The sequence below is a fragment of the Alteromonas sp. H02 genome (genome assembly GCF_059682525.1).
The window spans coordinates 5,449,977-5,468,463 of sequence record NZ_CM185021.1 but is presented as its reverse complement, the minus strand read 5'-3'; the positions used below and the strand labels follow the sequence as shown (position 1 = coordinate 5,468,463).

Below are 18,487 nucleotides of genomic sequence, written 5' to 3'. Positions count from 1 at the left end.
CCGATTAGCCACAACTAGGGGGCTAATCCCCGCTTAATCAAAGCTCGGCTGATCTGGATCAACCGGTTAATTCAGCACCAGTCCGGGCGCTCTTAGAGCCGCTCACCCGGACATGGTTTTACAGTCTGTGGTTAGAGATATTCGGCGAGGAATTTATCCATTTCTTTGAAGAGCTTAATCCTGTTCGACTGGATTTCCAGATGATGGTTACCGAGAGGCAATTCAACATAGCGGTATTCCTTGTCCTCGTCATCAAGCTCATCGGCCATCAGGCGACTCTGCTCCACGTGAACCACTCGGTCTTCTTCGCCGTGGACCAGCAAAATAGGCGTTTTGATATTTTCCACATAGTTAATGGGTGAGCGTCTTTCGCGGTCATCATCGTCTTCACCGATCTGCTTTTTAACTAACTTCGAACCTAAAAAGCCTCGTGCACGCCGAACGATGCGATCCAAGTCACTCACACCGGCAAAGCTCACTGCACATTTATACACTTCAGGGCTTTTTACCGTTGCAGCTAACGCGGCAAACCCGCCGTAGCTGGCGCCTACAATACAAATTTTGTTTTTATCGGCATAACCCTGGTCAATCATCCATTGAGTACCATCTACCACATCATCCTGCATGGCCATGCCCCAGTTTTGCATTTGTGATTCACTAAACGAATAACCATAGCCGGAAGAACCACGGAAGTTGGGCCGCAGCACCGCATAACCACGACTGGTAAAGTAAGCTGTCCAGTAATCAAAACCGCTGTATTCACGAACACCCGGCCCGCCGTGAGGAAAGATTACCGTTGGGTATGGCGCTTCGCCGTTTTTGGGTAACGTAAGGTAGCCTTCAATCTCCGTTTTATCGCGGGCCGTGAACCTAATCCGCTCGTGATCACTGAGCGCAGCGGTGTCAATATCCGGGTATTGAGCAAACAAAAGGTCAATCGTCACCGCTTTCCGATTACCAATGTAATAACGGCCGGGTTGCGTATCGCTCTCAGAATAAAGCAGGTAAATTTCTTCGTTCTGGCTAAACGCCCTTAACGAGTTATGGCTATCTTTGAATAATTTATCGAGTCCTTTCTGCAGCGGCGCATAACGATCGTTCCAATAGAAACGGCCACCTGGCGCCTGTGGATGATAAACACCAATGGCATCATTCGTAGCAGGGGAGTAGATGAGACCGCCATCCACATCATAGTTCTCATCAGAGAATACCAGCGTTTCTTCGCGTGTGGTTAAATCGAGCTTATACAACGCCTTGTATTCACCAAGGTATTTTTTGATATACAGAATATTGGGATCGGCGGCAAACCCCGAAATGTAAACCGGTTTATCGTTTGATACATTGTATGCATACAGCTCTTCGTAGTTATCGTCTTCATCGCGGAGGAAGATCTCGCGGTCGCCGGTTTCATAATTCAGTGAAATACCAATTCGCACATTGCCCTGACGATCGGTTACCCAATCACGAATACGTTTCTTGCCTTTAATGAGTCGGCTAATTTTACGGTTCTTTAGATTGACTTTAAAAATCGATTTTTCAAAAGGTCGGGAGATATCGATAGCCATCAGGATATGGTCCGGGTCATCAGGCAGATAATCGATGACATCATCCTGAAACTGTGGCACATAACCCACATCGTTCTGGTAACGTTGGATATGCCGCCAGTCGATAACCATTTCAGGGTCGCCCCCTTGCTGGTTGTACTTCATCAGGTACAAGCGGGTGCGGAAAAACTTCTGGCCTGCCCGACTCACTTCGTACCGTGCACTGACTAACAGGTCTTCATTATTTGCCCAGCGATACCAGTTAATTTTGACTTTCTTATTGTCAGCTTTAAGCAGATAGAAAGCATCGCCGGTTGAGAGGTCCAGCGTCATCAATACAGCCAAATCGTCTTCGGCAGAGTTTCGTTCCATCGCGAAACGTTGTCCGTCTGGTGACATCGATACGCCGTAAAACTGCGGCAGGCGGCTAAAAACTTCGACAGGTTGCGGTTCTGCCGCCTGAGCAGCAGGCAGCATTACCATCCAACTGAACAGCAGCACTGCCAGTGGTTTTATCAGGCAAGACATCCAACGTTCCTTGTTTTTTATAATAAAATTTTGCCCTTAATATAAACGAAAGACGATACCTGTCGCAACAAGCAGGAAATTAGCTAAAAACGCTGTAGCCAAACCGCTTAAGGCGTTACACTTTTGGCGTAGATTCTGCTTTAAGAATTGACCCTTTTGTTTGTATGTAGTGCAAGGAGCACACCGTCCGTTAATGTCTGTTGGTATGTTTTTCTTTTTCCGTCGTGCTTGGCTGGCGCTGACCTCGCTGTTGCTTTTCACCTGCTATCCTGCATGGGCTCTGGACTACGAGCTAAAAGGGGTGGAACGGGATGATTTAGAAGACAACATAGAACTGCACCTGGCACAGGTGAAACTGGCTAACAACACTCTCGATGAACCCACCGAAGAACGCATTATCCGCTCTGTAAAAACTGCCGTGCAGCCTTTCGGTTTTTACAATGCTGAAGTCACTCTCTATTTTGAGGACGAAGAGCTTGTTATCGACGTTACTCCTGGTACACCGCTTAAGGTAAGTAACGTTACCCGCGAAATCATTGGTGACGGGCGCAATGATGATGCTTTTCGGCAACGGTATAATGCCTTCCCGCTCAAACAGGGCGACGTGTTACATCAACCCACCTACGAAAAGTTTAAGTCAGAGATGTTTAACTATGCACTATCAAACGGCTATTTTGACTTTTACTGGCAGGCCACCCGGCTTGACCTGGTACGCGAAGAGAACGAAGCCAATATTCTGCTTATTGCACAAAGTGGTCGTCAGTATGAATTTGGCGAAGTCGAACTGGTGGGTGACGACCGGGCTGCAGCCATTATTGGCCGCCTGAGGAATTTCACTGCCGGTGAGAAGTACAGCTCCGCCAAACTGACTGAATTTAACCGCCGCCTGAATGAAACGGGCTATTTTGCCCGCGCCATTGCCCGCCCCATTGTGAGTCGCGCCGAAGGAGCCCGGGTGCCCATCGAAGTGACACTGACCCACCTGCCGCGGGATATTTTTAATGTCGGTGGCGGCGCCAACTCCGATAAGGGTCCCAGAGTTCGAGCGCGTTGGGAGCGTCCATGGGTCAATAGCCGCGGGCACTCGGTAACCGGCCAGGTGTTTGTCTCCAAGCTCGAACAGGCAGCCAGCCTCGATTACCGCATTCCACTGGAAGACGTTAATAACGACTACGCCAGTGTTCAAACCAGTTATGAGTTTGAAGACAACTCCATAAGCGATACTAAAAGTGAAACCTTAAGTATCTCCGGGCATCGTTTCTGGAAAGAGGCCGGTTCGCCCTGGCAACGCAGCGTGTCGTTAACCTTTGAACGGGAAATGTTTACTCAGGGTATCAGCGACCCGCAAACCATTAATTTGCTGATGCCCGGTTATTCCATTGGATATACCAAATCTGATCAGGAACTCACGATCAATCAGGGCCAACAATATATTGTGGCAGTGCAGGGCGGTCATGAAAGTGCAGGCAGTGATATCTCACTGTTTAAAATTACCGCCAACGCCAAGGTAATTACCACTATCAATGATACCCACCGAATTTACCTGCGCGCCGATGCCGGCGCCATTCGTACCGATGACTTTGATCGGGTACCTTCGACACTGCGTTTCTTTACCGGTGGCGATCAGAGTATTCGGGGTTTCCGTTATCAGGAAATTTCCCCACAGGTGCTCAATGAAGAGGGCAATTCGGTACTGACCGGGGGGCGCTATCTGGCAACTGCCAGCGTTGAGTATGCTTATCCGGTAGCCGACAACTGGCGGGCAGCGGTGTTTGCCGATGTAGGTACCGCCACCAATGACTTCTCTGATGGCTTGTCCCGGGGGTTGGGCATTGGTGCCCATTGGTTAACGCTGATTGGCCCGGTACGGTTTTACATTGCCCAGGGTAAAAATGACTTCGAAACACAATGGCGCTTCCACTTCTCGCTGGGGCCTGAGCTATGAGTATTAATCGCCTGGCAAAAGGCTTCTTAATACTGCTGCTCACTCTGCTGCTTATTATCGCGGTTGTGCTATCGCCGCTGGGCGCACCGCTGATTAACTACGCCGCTAACAAATATGTGCCCGGTCTGGCGGTTGATTCGGTATCAGGAAGCCCGTTAAGTGAGCTGACACTGGAGAAAGTCAACTGGCAGAACGAACAGTGGCAGGTGACCGTAAGCAAAGTCATTCTGGCCCACGAATGGACCTGCCTGCTAAACAGCAAAGCCTGTATTACCTCGCTGCAGGTTAGCTCACCGCATGTAAAACAACTGGCTAGTGCAGAAAGCACCGATGAGGAGCCATCTGAACCGAGCGGCGAAATTACTCTGCCGCTGGTCATCGCGCTGAATGAACTGAAAATCAGTGACGCGCGCTTTGAGAGCCCTGCTATTACTGTGCAGGCCGACCAGTTAACCAGCTCTGCTCAGTGGATAGACTCGCTACAAATCAACCATCTGACACTCAACGGCCTCACCCTGATGTTGCCTGAGAGCGAGCCACAGCCGCCGTCGCCAGTGGCAATCACTTATCAGGCGCCAGCCTTGCCGGAAGTGCACATTCCGCTCACCCTGCAGGCCAATGACGTACAGATTTCAAATATCCGGGTTGTGCAGGGTGAACAGGCAATCGCCGCACTGGATGTAGCCGTGCAACAAACCCAAATACAGGACAGCCGGATAGCCTTACAGGCACTCAGTGTGAACATGGAGCAGGTTAATGCGAGTCTAGACGGTGAAGTCACCCTGAGCGGTCAGTACCCGCTCAACTTAACTCTCATTGCAGACCTTCCTGTTGAGCAGACTACCCAGCACATAGAGCTTATCGCCGAAGGGGATTTGAGCGACCTTGGGCTTACTATCAATAGCAGCGGACTGGTCAGTGCAGAGTTCACCGGCAAAGCCAACCTGCTGAGTGACAGCCTGCCGGTATCATTACATAGCCGATGGCCTGCACAGGCCCTTAACCCGCTGGCTGATATTGAACTCGATAGCGGCGTTTTGTCGGTGCAGGGCCAGATGGGAGAATACGTCATACAGCTCGACGGTGGTGCCACCATCCCCGATGTTTCACCGGTAAAAGTCAGTCTGACAGCCCTGTTAAGCGAACGTTCGCTGGCCGTTTCGGCCCTTAACAGCGAGTTACTTGAAGGCGAATTGACCAACAGTGGCGTGCTTTATTTTAGCGATTCACTGAGCTGGGAGGGCATATCGCGCTTAACGCGGGTTGATTTGCAAGGCTTCTCTGAATTCGCCCCAACCAATGTTAACGGGGTGGTAAAAGCGCAGGTGAGCCTGAGTGATAAAGGCCCTAACGTACTGGTATCGGATATTCGCTTAAGCGGTGAGCACCTCCAGGAGATGTATACCCTTACCGGCGATGCGGTGTATTCGGCGAACAGTGATATTATGGTCGCCAACCTCAACGGCGCCTTGGCTGCGAACCATTTTTCAGCCGTCGGACAGGTGTTTAATCAACAATATCTGGATGCTCTGGTAGCCATCGATCTGCAGAAACTGACGGCTCTGTACCCCGAAATATCCGGCCAGTTGGCTGGAACAGTGGCAGTAAAAGGTCCCTGGGACGCACCGGTGATCGATACAAAACTATTACTGACCGATATCCTTGCCACTACCCGCCTGAGTCAGGCTGCCGCTAATCAGGGCCCGCTGAATGGCGAAATCACCATTACTGGCTCATTAGCCGAGCATGCCCTTAATGCCAATCTGCAGTTGCCTGAGCACACCACCACCCTGAACCTGAACGGTCAGTGGCAAAATCAGCAATGGCAGGGGCAGTTATCAGACACGCAGTTGGCATTGCTCAATACGGTCTGGGAATTACAATCGGATGTGGCGTTACGTTATGAAGCCAGCCCGCAACATTTCACGGTGAGTCAGCATTGCTGGGAAGCCAGAGAAAAAGGCAACCTGTGTATTAATGCGGTGGATTATACACCAGCGCAGGTCATCTGGGATGTTCAGGCCAATGCGTTGCCTATCGGTCTGTGGATTGATGAGCTGATGCCTGAATTACTGGTGGAGCGCAACAGTGCAACACTTAAGATCACAACCAAAGGTAAATTCGACCCGGCCAGTGAAAAAGTCGCCGGTCAGTTGCAAATAGGCGTAAGCCCGGATAAATGGCAGTTAGCGGGTAATGAGCCAGTCACCATTGACCTTGATGAGATAAGCTTTGACGGCCAGTTTGATGAGCAGCAGGTGGCCCTGACTGGCACTATTACCAGTCCGCAAATTGGTGCAATTACTTCTCAGGCCACGGTATTTCCGTTTACCGAACAGCCCTCCATCGAAGCTCACATTACCATTGCCGACTGGCAGCTCGCGCCATTTAAGCCACTGATTGCACGCATGAATGAACTTAACGGCAATATCAATGGTGAGCTTAAGCTGGACGGGCCGTTAAGCCTGCCCCAGGTGAATGGTCAGTTAACGCTTAAACAGGGTGAGATAAACAGTGAAGACCTGCCGGTAGCGGTGAGTCAGTGGCAGCAAACCATTAATCTCAATGGTGCCAGTGCCGACTTTGAAGGGGAGTTTCTGCTTGGTGACGGCCCGGGTACCCTGAACGGTTCGGTAGACTGGCAGGACAGCCTGCTGGTCGATCTGGCGGTGAAAGGCGATGCCTTTACCGTGAATTACGACGACAGCCGGGTTAAAGTCTCGCCGGACCTACAGATTAACCTGAGCCCACAAAACGTGGATATTTCAGGAGACATTGATATTCCCTATGCCCGGGTGAAAATTAACGAACTCCCGCCCAGTGCGGTGTCTCCGTCGCGGGATGTTCACTTGCGTGGTGAGCCGCCAAGCGAAGCACTGGTAGATAATATTAATGCCAACATCATGGTGACCATCGATGAAGACGAGCGCGAGGAAGTGCGACTCGATGCCTTTGGCTTAAAGGCGACACTGAGTGGCGGCGTGAATGTGCAAACCCAGCCAGCACTTACCGGGTATGGCGACCTGCGTATCATTAACGGGCGCTACGCGGCCTATGGTCAAAACCTAATCATCCGCACCGGAGAAGTGCAGTTTAACGGCCCGTTAGACCAGCCCATTCTGCTGGTAGAGGCCATTCGCGATCCCGATCTGACTGAAGACGATGTGATTGCAGGTGTACGGGTTGAAGGTCCGGTCAATCAACCCAGCGTGTCGTTATTTTCTGAGCCTGGTATGGATCAGGCCCGAAACCTGGCCTACCTGTTAAACGGCAGCGGCGGGCTCGGCGGCGGCCAGATGGATGAAAACTCCTATGCTGCCATGCTGATAGGTTTTGGTTTATCCAGCTCCGAATCACTCACCAGTAATGTGGGTAACGCACTGGGCATTGAGGATTTATCGCTCAGTACCACTGGCCAGGGCAGTGATACCAAGGTAGCTATTTCTGGCAAGATCGCCTCAAACCTTACCGTTCGCTACGGCGTGGGGATGTTTTCTGACGAAGATAGCGGCGGTCAGGAAGTTGCATTACGCTATCAAATCCTGTCTAACCTGTACCTGGAGATTGTGCGCAGCCTGTATACCACGGTCGATCTTTACTACCAGTTCACGCTGGGAGATAACAAGCCCAAAGACACCGCTGAAAAAGGCAACAAAGACTAGTCGGCGGATGACACATTCAGGCCCAGGTCGGTGATCCGGCCATTATTAAGGCTGTAAATCCAGCTATGGATGGTTAAAGCCTGATTTCGGGCCAGGGCATCTTTTACGATGGTAGTGCGCTTTACATTCTCGGTCTGGGCCAGCACATTGAGCTCACACAAGCGCGCAGAACGTTTATTCTCTGGCAATGCCCGCACTTCGCTGTAGTGTTGCTGATAGATATCCTTAATATGGCCAAGCCAGTTATCAATCAGGCCAAACTGCTTGTCACTCATTGCCGCTTCCACACCACCGCAACCATAGTGCCCGCAAACAATAATGTGCTTAACCTTTAACACGTCCACCGCGTATTGCAGCACCGATAAACAGTTAAAGTCGGTGTGGATAACCATATTGGCCACATTGCGATGCACAAAAATATCGCCGGGCAGTAAATCGACAATCTGATTAGCCGGCACCCGGCTGTCTGAGCAGCCTATCCAAAGATAATCAGGCGCCTGCTGCTTAGACAGCGTATCGAAAAAAGTGGGGTCGGCCTGATGAGTTCGGGCAGCCCAGTGGGCGTTGTTATCGAGTAATTTTTTAATATCATCCATGCAGCCGGTGGCCTGTTTAAACGGGAAAAGAGCGGGCAGTGTAGGCCTGCACGCCTAAGGGAACAAGTCGTTTTGCTCCTGACTGACCAGTCGCGCATATTCCTGTTTAAATTTCTGCTCCCGCTTGTACGCCCAGTAGCCAAATCCGGCCATCAGCACACTGATTATAATAAAGGTGGCCACACCGCCTTTATCCACAAACGACTCCCAGCTGAGATCGCCAACCACGGCAGCAATTCCCCATATAACCAATAATATTAATTCACTGCTCCAGGCAGAATGCAGGGTGATCCGCGCAATTCTCTGATTACTGATATATTGCTTTTTTAACGTTTCGCGGTAATGACTGGTATCTTCAAACGAGGCCAGTACGGCATGCCGACGCAACCAGATAACAAAGCCAGTATATATACCGCCACATACCATAACGGAGCACAATACCAGGGCCATATATAACGGCAGCTTTTCCCAGCTGTAAATAAGCATCCCAAGGCCAATTAAAAAGCCCGTGAAATCTGAAACAATGTACCAGCGCTGGAGGCGTTGCTGATGCTTGAGGCGCCGGGTTACATCGCTCAGATCGATTTCACTCACTGGCTGCTGTTGCCAGAGTGCGGTTAAATCCTGCTCTGGTTTTTCGTTATTCATGGTTCATCCTCTGCTGCAGCGTGGTTTTCGCCCGCTGCAGTAATACACCAACGTGATTCTTAGTTAAGCCACACACTTCGGCAATTTCCTGATAGCTGAGGCCTTCCAGGGTGAGTGTCATTACCTGACGCATGGTAACCGGCAGGGTACGAATGGCTTCCAACAGAGAGGTCACCTGCCGACTGCGAGCCGCCACATATTCAGGTTCTTCATCAATCGCCCCTGCTGTACCAACGATATCGTCGTCATCCGGCTGACTCAGATCGCGATTCTTAACTTCTTTACTCACGTGAGTCACTGCCCGGTTATGGGCAATTTTCAGGATGTAAGTTTTCAGACTGGCGTCGCCATTAAAGCGCTCTAACCCTTGCCATACTGCCAGCGCTATTTCCTGCAACAGCTCCTGACGCACGGACTCATTGGCCTCGTAGCTCGACGCTACGCGACTCAACAGGGCCTGATGTTCAGCGAGTATTTGCTTAAAGTCCTTGTGCACAAAAATCCTGGTATGAAAGGTTAAATGACTTTGCTTACTTCTTTTAGTCTGCCCTAGGCAAAAAAAATAACACTGTTGTGTAATTTTTTTTAATGGCTCATGACTATACCGGTAACAACGCCATTTGGTTAGTACTTACAGAGGAAATCACCATGACACATACAGAGATAATTTTATTGGTAACAGCCATGCTTGGCCTGGGTTTATTTTGTCATTACCTGGATGCCAAATATCAATGGCAGCTAAGCGCCTGGTTTTACGGCAAGCCAGTAAATCCGTTTAAGAAAACAGAGCAGGCAAACTCGCAAACCTCCGCCCAAAAAGACGCTGAAATTGCGGCCTTAAAAGAGCGTATCGCAGTGCTGGAGAAAATCGTTACCGAACCTTCGTATGAGCTAAATCAGGAATTAAGTAAGTTGTGCCGGTAAAAAAGAGCCGTCATCACGGCCCTATTTAACCTCATCATCCCAGCCCAATTTAACCTCGTCATCCCGGCCAAATTTAACCTCGTCATCCCGGCCTTCGAGCCGGGATCTCCTTAACCGCCTGGCTCCCTGAAACAACCTTATTGAGTGAGCAACACTGCTCAGGAGATCCCGGATAGTTTCTACGAAACTTCCGGGAAGACGGTAAGGTGAAAATTCCCATAGGGCACTCACCTTTCTGTCATACCGGCCCAATTTAACCTCTTCATCCCGGCCTTCGAGCCGGGATCTCCTTAACCGCCTGGCTCCCTCAAACAACCTTGTTGAGTGAGCAACACTACTCAGGAGATCCCGGATAGTTTCTACGAAACTTCCGGGAAGACGGTAAGGTGGAAATTCCCATAGGGCACTCATTTTTCTGTCATACCGGCCAAATTTAACCTCGTCATCCCGTATATGGACTCCTCTTGTCATGCAATACCTATTTTGCGATGCTATCAGGTGTGAGATGCGTGCTTATATTCGGACTCTTATCAGGTAGCTAGCCTTGTCCATTGATGTGCTCGCTCCCCCATGCCTTTTACGGCTTTAAGGTTTTTCCAACCGCCGGGATGAACAGGCGCTTGGGGGACGGTCTGACCTGATTAACGTCGCATTACTGGTATTGCAGAACCTGGCTAAATTGCTACAGAGTCAGGGGCTTGATAGGGCTGTTGGTAGTGCACCATGGCCCAGGCCATCCTGACGGTTTTATTGGCTAATGCCACGGCGGCTCGCCGTAGTCCTCGTCGCTCTATTAATTGCTTCATCCAGACTTCGCGGGTATTTTTCGGTGGACGTTTGGCGACGACTTTTATTTTTGCCAGCGCGCCCTGAATAAGATTGGCCCTGAGCTGCTTCTTGGCGATGCGTTGGCTAATCCCCAGCATGACGACTTTGCCACCGCTGCTGTGCTGTTTGGGCGTCAGGCCAATACAGGCTGCCGCCTCCCGGCCGTTCTTAAAGGCTTCACCTCGCGTTCCGAGTGCGAGGTACAGGTTTAAGGCATTGACCGGGCCCACGCCATCGAGCTTCTGTAATTCATTACATTGCTCATGTGTTTTTAGTTGAGCACGGAGCTGCTTTTCAGCCTCCCTGACTTGTTGCTTTAAACTTATCCAGAACTGATATTGTTGATGAAGCGGTCCCCGAAGCATCATGGGTAGCTCATTCTCGGCATCTTCCAGGATATCGGGGATACGCTCCCGGAAGGCTTTTTCTCCTTGTGGTATCACAAGGCCGAACTCAAACACGATGGCACGGATAAGGTTACTGGTGGCAATCGCGATATCCTGATAATGCTTACGCATTTTCTCGAGTGCTTGCAGTGCCAACTGGTCATTATTTTTTATGGCCACCGGTTTTACGTTAGGTTGTCGCACGGCAATACCAATCGCTACCGCATCATTTTTATCGGTTTTATGGCCCTCAACAAACTTTTTCACGAAGCGGGCTGAAATAAGTACGGGCTGATGGCCTAAAGCGCGCGCCTGCTTCGCCCAGTAATGGGCACTGCCACAGGCTTCCATGGCAACAACAGATGGCGCTTGTTTGGCTAACCAGCCAGGCACCTGCTGACGGCGTAACTCTCGATTGGTTTTAACTTGGTTTTGCTTATCTAAAATACAAACCTGAATAACATTTTTTGCTAAATCCAGGGCAATTACGTTATCTTGATACATGTATGGACTCCGGTTTTTTTGTGGAAGAAATAACCTATCCTCCTTCGGGGGAGGAGTCCATACATCGGCCTTCGAGCCGGGATCTCCTTAACCGCCTGGCTACCTGAAACAATCTTATTGAGTGTGTAAAACTTTTTGGGAGATACCGGATAGATGTATTCGCATCTTCCGGTAAGACGGGGGTCAGATACTGGATTGACGCATTCGCACTTTCCGGTATAACGGGATGTAGCTTAATACTTTGCCAAGGTTTGATAACCGTTTAGCAACCCTCGATAAACCCTTGCAGACGCTCAGCAGCAATTTGTAACAAACGCTGGCGAGCCTCTTTGGCAGACCAGGCAGAATGTGGCGTGATCAGCAGGTTGGGTAAACCAAGCTGTAAAAGGGGATGATCCGCCGGAGGGGGCTCAACTGATAAAGTATCCAGCGCGGCCCCGGCAATCTGCCCCTCATTGAGCGCTGTTTCCAGTGCCGCCTCGTCAATAAGGCCGCCACGGGCCGTGTTAATAAGTAAGGCTGAGGACTTCATTAAGGCCAGTCGTTCGGCGTTGATCAGCTTTTCGGTTTGGGCGCTTAACTGGCAATGTAAACTCACTACGTCCGCTTCCGGGAGTAAATCATCCAGCGCTCTGCGCTCAGCAGAGGTCGTTCCCGGCCTTGCCGCTACCGAGACTTTCATCCCAAACGCGCGGGCCAGCTCTGCAAAGCGTTGCCCAAGCGTCCCATAACCAACAATAATCAGATGTTTACCGGCCAGTTCCATTACCGGATTATCCAGCAAACAGAAGAACGGTGAGCGCGACCAGTCTCCCTGTTTAACCTGTTGCATGGTAGGCACAAACGAGGTGGCCAGATTCAGCAACAGCATCATGGCGTGCTGCGCAACCGAATCGGTGCCGTAGCCTTCGACATTGTTAACCGTAATTCCGTGTTGCTGGCAGTATTCGGTATCCACATTATTGGTGCCTGTGGCGAGCACACCCACATAGCGCAGTTTTTCAGCCTGACCTAATGCGTCAGCATTGAGAACGACTTTATTCACCAGCACAATTTCGGCATCGCGAATACGCTCGATAACCTGTTCGGGAGTGGTGGTCGGGTAACGGGTAAGAGTTACGGGTAATGATTCAAATTCGTTGAGGGTAAGATCGGATCCCAGCGAATCACTGTCGAGTACAACCGCCCGCATTATAACGACTCGATAATGCGTTCCAGAGCCGACTTGGTTCGCGCCGGAACAGGCACAACACGGCCGGTCGTGCGGTCGACAAAGACATGCACAAACTGACCATGGGCCACCCGACGCTCATTGGTACCGGCGTAAATAGACACCCCGTAGGTTACCGAGCTACGGCCGATTTTAGCAACCCGAACACCCACATCCACGTCTTCCGGATAGGCAACCTGGGAAATAAACTGACACTGTGAACTCACCACGTGAGCCACTACCGGACTGGTACGAAAATCCATCCCCGCTTCATCACATAAAAAGCGGTTTACCGCGGTATCAAAAAAGCTGTAGAACACCACGTTATTCACATTGCCGTAGATATCATTATCCTGCCAACGGGTTGGCAATGTCACCTGGTAAGGGTAATCGCTGAGGGACGGGGTAATATCCGTCATAATACTCTTTCATCCTTTATTGACTGTCTGGCAACGAAGACACAACGTCTGCCGCGAAAAATATAACACTACGCCATTTATGGTTGAGATTAAACCACGTTTACGCCCGGGTCTGCCCTTGTCCGAGTACCACAAACTTTTCGGTGGTAAGCGATTCAGCGCCCATGGGACCATAGGCATGCAATTTACTGGTCGAGATACCAATTTCAGCCCCCAGTCCCAGTTCACCGCCATCAGAAAACCGCGAAGACGCGTTCACCATCACCACGGCAGAATTAATATCCCGGATAAACGCGTTGGCCGTGGTGTAGTTTTGCGTGGCAATGACTTCAGTATGACCGGAGCCGTACTCGGTAATATGAGCAACGGCGTCTTCGTAACTATCTACCACCCGTACGGCAATTTCCATGGCCAGGTATTCAGCCTGCCAGTCGGCATGGGTAGCCGAAATCGCCTCGGCAAAATGGCCAATCGACGAGTCGCAGGCGTGGATCATGGTGTTATGTTGCTTGAGCATGGCTGCCGCCCGGGGCAAAAACGTATCGGCCACTGCGCGATGGACTAAACAGGTTTCCAGCGCGTTACACACGCCGGTACGTTGGGTTTTACCGTTTTCCAGCAGCCCCAGGGCCTGATCAAGGTCGGCGTCTTTGTCGACATACAAATGGCAAACCCCTTTATAGTGCTGAATCACCGGTATTTGGCTGCGCTCGCTGACGTATTCAATTAAGCCTTCACCACCTCGGGGAATGATCAGGTCGATATACTCTTTTAAGGTCATGAGTTTATTCATGATCTCACGATTCGGGTCGGGGATCACCGTAACTGCCGCCGTATCAATATCAAATTCGCGCAGCACATGGTGAATACAGGCTGCCAGCGCCAGGTTAGAGTGCAGCGCTTCCTTTCCGCCGCGCAGGATCACCGCATTGCCCGCCTTGAAGCACAGCGTCGCGGCATCGATGGTAACATTGGGCCGTGATTCATAAATCATCGCAATGACGCCCAGCGGGATGCGCATTTTGCCCACCTGAATACCACTGGCCATGGTTTTAAGCGCTTTGATTTCGCCCACCGGATCGGTTTGGTTTGCAATAGAGGCTACCGCACTGGCAATGCCCATCACCCGCTCTTCGGTAAGGGTTAAGCGGTCAACCATAGCGGCATCCAGCCCTACTGTTTTAGCATGTTCCAGGTCGAGTTGGTTGGCGCTTAAGATATTACTCACCTGACTCACCAGATGCTTACTGATGGCCATTAAAACAGCGCGTTTTTGCTCGCCACTCAAACGGGCAACCTGTCTGGCGGCCACTTTTGCCTCACTGGCGGCTTTGCGAATTGAAAAACTCATACCGACTCCCTTTGCTTAACAGATCAGTTAATTGTAGCAGTGCTGGGGCGCAGTCATTAGCGGTACGCTGCACAATGTCTCAGGGCTTAAATAGCACTAAATCATCCCGATGGACAATCACTTCGCCACTGTCATAGCCCAGGATAGTATTGATCTGTGCGCTCTTAGCGCCTTTGATTTGTCGCAATTCCTGCGCGCCATACAGCGCAATACCTTTAGCAAGCACCTGTTTTCCGCAGTGAATTTCGATCGCGTCGCCAGGACTAAAGTGACCACTTACTTCCACCACACCCGATGGCAGTAATGATGCACCTTTATCAACCAGGGCTTTTTTGGCGCCTTCATCTACCTCAATGCGTCCACGGGTTTTTAACGTGTGTTCGAGCCATAAACGGCGAGCGGTTTTCTGCGACTGCTGCGCTTTAAACAGCGTGCCCGGTAGTTGCCCTTCGTGCAAGGCATCAAAAACCGTTCCATTGCGGCCGTTAACAATCAGTGTCTGAATACCACTGCGGGTGCATTTATCGGCGGCTTCGATTTTGGTTCGCATCCCGCCGGTACCTACTGACGTACCGGCGCCGCCGGCAATGGCATAAATATCCGGGGTAATATTTTCCACTTCGGGAATGAGCGTCGCGTCGGGATTTTTACGCGGGTCTGCGCTGTACAGGCCATCAATGTCGGAACAAATGATCAACGTATCGGCGCCGCCCACCAGTGCGGTGTAGGCCGCCAGATTGTCGTTATCACCCACTTTCAGTTCATTGACTGCCACGGTGTCGTTTTCATTAACGATAGGCAGTGCCTGGTGATTGAGTAATTCACGAATGGTATTTTTGATGTTTACGTAGCGCGTACGGTCGTGCAGATCGTCATAGGTCAGCAGCACCTGGGCACAGGGAAAATCAAAAAAACGCTGCCAGTTAGCCATCATATCAATCTGGCCAATGGCCGCCATGGCCTGCTTTTCAGCGATGGATGCCACGTGATTGACCGGAATTTTAGCTCTTCCGGCGGCAACACTGCCTGAAGACACCAAAATCACTTCTTTTCCCGCCTCACGGCTGGCATTGATAAATCGCGCTATGGGAAGTAAGTACCGGCCACTGCATCGCTGTCCGTCTGGCGCAATCAGAGCGCTTCCTATCTTGATAACAGCGCGTTGCCAGGAAAATGTACTCATCTGGAGAAATCGATAGATAAACGGGGTGTTAAGAATATTACAACGCGCCCACAAAACAAACAAAAAAACCATGAATATCTTGCCCTGTGAAGCTGTGTTTGCGTTCAGTTTTTGGCTATTTACGGTCAATCGCTGGCAAATTTCACCGTATTAGAATTAAACTATGTATCTTCTAATAAATATAGGTGACGATGCGTTAAGGAATTCCTTCTCGTCAATCTGAGCCATTTTCCACTTAACGACGAAGGAATACCTATGAGTAAGCGTATGCCGAAGTTAGTTTGGTTGATGCCAGTGCTGTCGATTATGTCAGCCACGCCAGCTTTTGCTGATGGTGCAATCAAGCAAACCAAAGGTGATTTTGAGGATAAGTTCCGCCAACTGGAAGAAGTGTTACCCACACCAAACGTTTATCGTAACGCCGCCGGTGAACCGGGCCACCAGTACTGGCAACAGCAAGTTGACTACGATATTGATGTGACGCTGGACGAAGAAAAGCGTCGCATTGATGCCAGCGAAGAAATTGTTTATCACAACAATGCGCCGGATACGCTGAAATACCTGTGGATCCAACTGGACCAGAACAAATTCCGTGACGACTCCATGTCGGCACTGACCACTACCTTTGGTGGTATTGGTAACCGTGGCCCAGCAACTTCTGCCGCTTCTGGCAGTTCGCCAGCCAAATTATCCATGGGCGCCATTCGTCGCCAGCAGTTTGTTGACGACAACGAACTGGGCTACCAAATCAAAAAAGTCACCGACGGTCGTGGTAAGCCACTGCACTACGTGATTGTTGGTACGCTGATGCGTGTTGACCTGGCCGAGCCATTAAAGCCGGGCAAGAAAACCGAATTAAACATCGACTTTGGCTACAACATTGTTGAAGAAGATGCAGTATCAGCCCGTTCTGGTTACGAGCATTTCCCGGATGACGAACGTGAAGGCGGCAACGATATTTTCCTGCTGGCTCAGTGGTTCCCGCGTCTGGCGGCTTACACCGATTACGAAGCCTGGACTAACAAAGAATTTATCGGTCGCGGTGAATTTACCCTGGAATTCGGTGATTACGAAGTCTCCATGACCGTACCTGCTGACCATATCGTGTCTTCAACCGGTGTGCTGCAAAACCCCAGAGACGTGCTGACCAGTGAACAGCGCGAGCGCATGGAAGAAGCCGAAGATGCTGACCGTCCGGTCTTCATCGTTACACCAGAAGAAGCGCTGGAAAACGAAAAAGAAGGCACCAGCGATACCAAGACCTGGCACTTCAAAGCCGACAACGTTCGTGACTTTGCCTGGGCCTCTTCACGTAAGTTTATGTGGGATGCCAAAGGCGTTAAGCAGGGTGGTCCACAGAAGCACGTAATGGCGATGTCTTTCTGGCCGAAAGAAGGTGGCGATCTGTGGAAGAAATATTCTACTGAGTCTATCGTGCATACGCTGGAAGTGTACAACCGCTTTACCTTTAACTACCCGTACCCAACAGCGCAGTCGGTAAATGGTCCGGTGGGCGGCATGGAATACCCCATGATCACTTTTAACGGCCCACGCACTGAATTACAGGACGATGGCTCTCGCACTTACTCACTGGCTGAGAAGCGCTTCCTGATCGGCGTGGTTATTCACGAGGTGGGTCACACTTACTTCCCAATGATCGTAAACTCTGACGAACGTCAGTGGACCTGGATGGACGAAGGCTTAAACAGCTTCCTCGACGGCGTTGCCGGTCGCGAATGGGATCCAGACATTCCATGGGGAGTTGAGCCGCGCGACGTGACAGGTTACATGAAGTCACAAACTCAGGTACCAATCATGACCCAGTCTGATTCGGTACTGCGTTTAGGTCCGAATGCTTACACCAAGCCAGCGGTTGCCCTGAACATTCTGCGCGAAACTATCCTGGGTCGTGAGCTGTTTGACTTTGCCTTTAAAGAATACGCCCAGCGCTGGATGTTTAAGCGTCCTACGCCATCTGATTTCTTCCGCACCATGGAAGAAGCGTCAGGCGTTGATCTGGATTGGTTCTGGCGTGGCTGGTTCTACACTACTGATCACGTGGATATCTCACTGGACAAAGTGTACAAGCTGCGTCTGGATACTGAAGATCCGGATATCGATTATGCCCGTGAGCGTCAGTTCGAAAAAGACAAGCCTATGTCGCTGACCGTTGAACGTAATAAAGAAGAAGGCCGTAAACTGTGGGTAGAACGCTTCCCTGATATCACCGACTTCTACGACGAAAACGATCAATTTACGGTAACTAACAAAGAGCGTAATAAGTACCAAAGCTGGCTGAAAAAGCTTGAGCCGTGGGAACGTAAAGCCTTTGAACGTGCTATCGAAGAAGACAAAAACTACTACGTGATGGAGTTCTCTAACGTGGGCGGTCTGGTAATGCCAATTATTCTGGAAATGACCTTTGCCGACGGTACCAAGGAAATGATGCGTATTCCGGCTGAAATCTGGCGTCGTACCCCTAAGGCTGTTAGCAAACTGGTGGTGACCGACAAAGATAAAGAGCTGGTAAGCGTAACCGTTGACCCGCGCTGGGAAACGGCTGACGTTGATGTGGAAAACAACCACTACCCGCGTCAAATCATTCCTTCACGGATCGAAGCGTACAAGTCTAAGCGCTCAACAACTGGTGCTCGTCGCGATATCATGCAGGATATCAAAACTGAGCTGAAAACCGACGAAGACGAAGACGGCGAGAAGAAAGAAGGTGATGACAACTAAACTCAATCGAGTAAAAAGTG

13 protein-coding genes are annotated in these 18,487 nt (G+C 50.5%); 4 read left to right on the top strand and 9 right to left on the bottom strand.

The window, feature by feature from the left end; genetic code table 11:
- Positions 1–131 precede the first annotated feature (131 nt).
- Positions 132–2,072, bottom strand: a complete 1,941-nt coding sequence (locus AC566Q_RS25190; protein ID WP_499612317.1) for an alpha/beta hydrolase family protein — start codon at positions 2,070–2,072, stop codon at positions 132–134.
- A 193-nt stretch (positions 2,073–2,265) separates the two neighbouring features.
- Between AC566Q_RS25190 and AC566Q_RS25185 the strand changes: the two genes are divergently transcribed.
- Together AC566Q_RS25185 and AC566Q_RS25180 are read left to right on the top strand one after the other, a co-directional pair.
- Positions 2,266–4,017, top strand: a complete 1,752-nt coding sequence (locus AC566Q_RS25185) for an autotransporter assembly complex protein TamA (RefSeq protein WP_499612315.1) — start codon at positions 2,266–2,268, stop codon at positions 4,015–4,017.
- Positions 4,014–7,679: a translocation/assembly module TamB domain-containing protein gene (locus tag AC566Q_RS25180; protein WP_499612313.1), complete on the top strand. Its 3,666-nt coding sequence runs from the start codon at positions 4,014–4,016 to the stop codon at positions 7,677–7,679. The genes AC566Q_RS25185 and AC566Q_RS25180 overlap by 4 nt, the downstream gene beginning before the upstream one ends.
- Here AC566Q_RS25180 and can read toward each other — a convergent pair.
- The 3 genes from can to AC566Q_RS25165 are packed head-to-tail and all read right to left on the bottom strand — an operon-like array spanning position 7,676 to position 9,419.
- Positions 7,676–8,275: a carbonate dehydratase gene (gene can, locus AC566Q_RS25175; protein WP_105934987.1), complete on the bottom strand. Its 600-nt coding sequence runs from the start codon at positions 8,273–8,275 to the stop codon at positions 7,676–7,678. The genes AC566Q_RS25180 and can overlap by 4 nt on opposite strands.
- Positions 8,276–8,329: 54 nt before the next feature.
- The gene (locus AC566Q_RS25170) at positions 8,330–8,923 is read right to left on the bottom strand and encodes a hypothetical protein (protein WP_105934986.1); all 594 of its coding nucleotides are present in this window, start codon (positions 8,921–8,923) and stop codon (positions 8,330–8,332) included.
- Positions 8,916–9,419, bottom strand: a complete 504-nt coding sequence (locus AC566Q_RS25165) for an RNA polymerase sigma factor (protein ID WP_105934985.1) — start codon at positions 9,417–9,419, stop codon at positions 8,916–8,918. Before AC566Q_RS25165 ends, AC566Q_RS25170 begins: the two co-directional genes overlap by 8 nt.
- Positions 9,420–9,571: 152 nt before the next feature.
- On the opposite strand from AC566Q_RS25165, the gene AC566Q_RS25160 reads away from it, so the two are divergent.
- Entirely contained in the window at positions 9,572–9,847 is a 276-nt protein-coding gene (locus AC566Q_RS25160; protein WP_499612310.1) for a hypothetical protein, read from the top strand.
- Positions 9,848–10,521: 674 nt separating this feature from the next.
- On the opposite strand, the gene AC566Q_RS25155 is transcribed toward AC566Q_RS25160, so the two are convergent.
- From AC566Q_RS25155 to proB, 5 genes are all read right to left on the bottom strand, one after another.
- Positions 10,522–11,565 (bottom strand): IS110 family RNA-guided transposase, encoded by a 1,044-nt coding sequence (locus tag AC566Q_RS25155; RefSeq protein WP_499612308.1) that lies wholly within the window; start codon positions 11,563–11,565, stop codon positions 10,522–10,524.
- A gap of 262 nt (positions 11,566–11,827) precedes the next feature.
- Positions 11,828–12,757, bottom strand: coding sequence for a D-2-hydroxyacid dehydrogenase (locus AC566Q_RS25150; RefSeq protein ID WP_499612306.1), 930 nt, complete (start codon positions 12,755–12,757; stop codon positions 11,828–11,830).
- On the bottom strand, positions 12,757–13,194 hold the full coding sequence (locus AC566Q_RS25145; protein WP_105934901.1) for an acyl-CoA thioesterase: 438 nt from the start codon (positions 13,192–13,194) through the stop codon (positions 12,757–12,759). Before AC566Q_RS25145 ends, AC566Q_RS25150 begins: the two co-directional genes overlap by 1 nt.
- A 100-nt stretch (positions 13,195–13,294) precedes the next feature.
- Positions 13,295–14,545 carry a glutamate-5-semialdehyde dehydrogenase gene (locus AC566Q_RS25140; RefSeq protein ID WP_499612304.1) on the bottom strand — a complete coding sequence of 417 codons (1,251 nt, stop codon included), beginning with the start codon at positions 14,543–14,545 and terminating at the stop codon, positions 13,295–13,297.
- A 79-nt stretch (positions 14,546–14,624) separates the two neighbouring features.
- The gene (proB, locus tag AC566Q_RS25135; RefSeq protein ID WP_105934907.1) at positions 14,625–15,728 is read right to left on the bottom strand and encodes a glutamate 5-kinase; all 1,104 of its coding nucleotides are present in this window, start codon (positions 15,726–15,728) and stop codon (positions 14,625–14,627) included.
- Between the two features lie 288 nt (positions 15,729–16,016).
- Here proB and AC566Q_RS25130 point away from each other — a divergent pair, with 288 nt between their 5' ends.
- Positions 16,017–18,467, top strand: a complete 2,451-nt coding sequence (locus AC566Q_RS25130; protein WP_499617620.1) for a M1 family metallopeptidase — start codon at positions 16,017–16,019, stop codon at positions 18,465–18,467.
- Positions 18,468–18,487 lie beyond the last annotated feature (20 nt).

Coding starts and splice junctions, on each gene's coding strand:
- AC566Q_RS25190 (WP_499612317.1), bottom strand. CDS start 2,072: ATGTCTTGCCTGATAAAACCACTGGCAGTGCTGCTGTTCAGTTGGATG.
- AC566Q_RS25185 (WP_499612315.1), top strand. CDS start 2,266: ATGTCTGTTGGTATGTTTTTCTTTTTCCGTCGTGCTTGGCTGGCGCTG.
- AC566Q_RS25180 (WP_499612313.1), top strand. CDS start 4,014: ATGAGTATTAATCGCCTGGCAAAAGGCTTCTTAATACTGCTGCTCACT.
- can (WP_105934987.1), bottom strand. CDS start 8,275: ATGGATGATATTAAAAAATTACTCGATAACAACGCCCACTGGGCTGCC.
- AC566Q_RS25170 (WP_105934986.1), bottom strand. CDS start 8,923: ATGAATAACGAAAAACCAGAGCAGGATTTAACCGCACTCTGGCAACAG.
- AC566Q_RS25160 (WP_499612310.1), top strand. CDS start 9,572: ATGACACATACAGAGATAATTTTATTGGTAACAGCCATGCTTGGCCTG.
- AC566Q_RS25155 (WP_499612308.1), bottom strand. CDS start 11,565: ATGTATCAAGATAACGTAATTGCCCTGGATTTAGCAAAAAATGTTATT.
- AC566Q_RS25150 (WP_499612306.1), bottom strand. CDS start 12,757: ATGCGGGCGGTTGTACTCGACAGTGATTCGCTGGGATCCGATCTTACC.
- AC566Q_RS25145 (WP_105934901.1), bottom strand. CDS start 13,194: ATGACGGATATTACCCCGTCCCTCAGCGATTACCCTTACCAGGTGACA.
- AC566Q_RS25140 (WP_499612304.1), bottom strand. CDS start 14,545: ATGAGTTTTTCAATTCGCAAAGCCGCCAGTGAGGCAAAAGTGGCCGCC.
- proB (WP_105934907.1), bottom strand. CDS start 15,728: ATGAGTACATTTTCCTGGCAACGCGCTGTTATCAAGATAGGAAGCGCT.
- AC566Q_RS25130 (WP_499617620.1), top strand. CDS start 16,017: ATGCCAGTGCTGTCGATTATGTCAGCCACGCCAGCTTTTGCTGATGGT.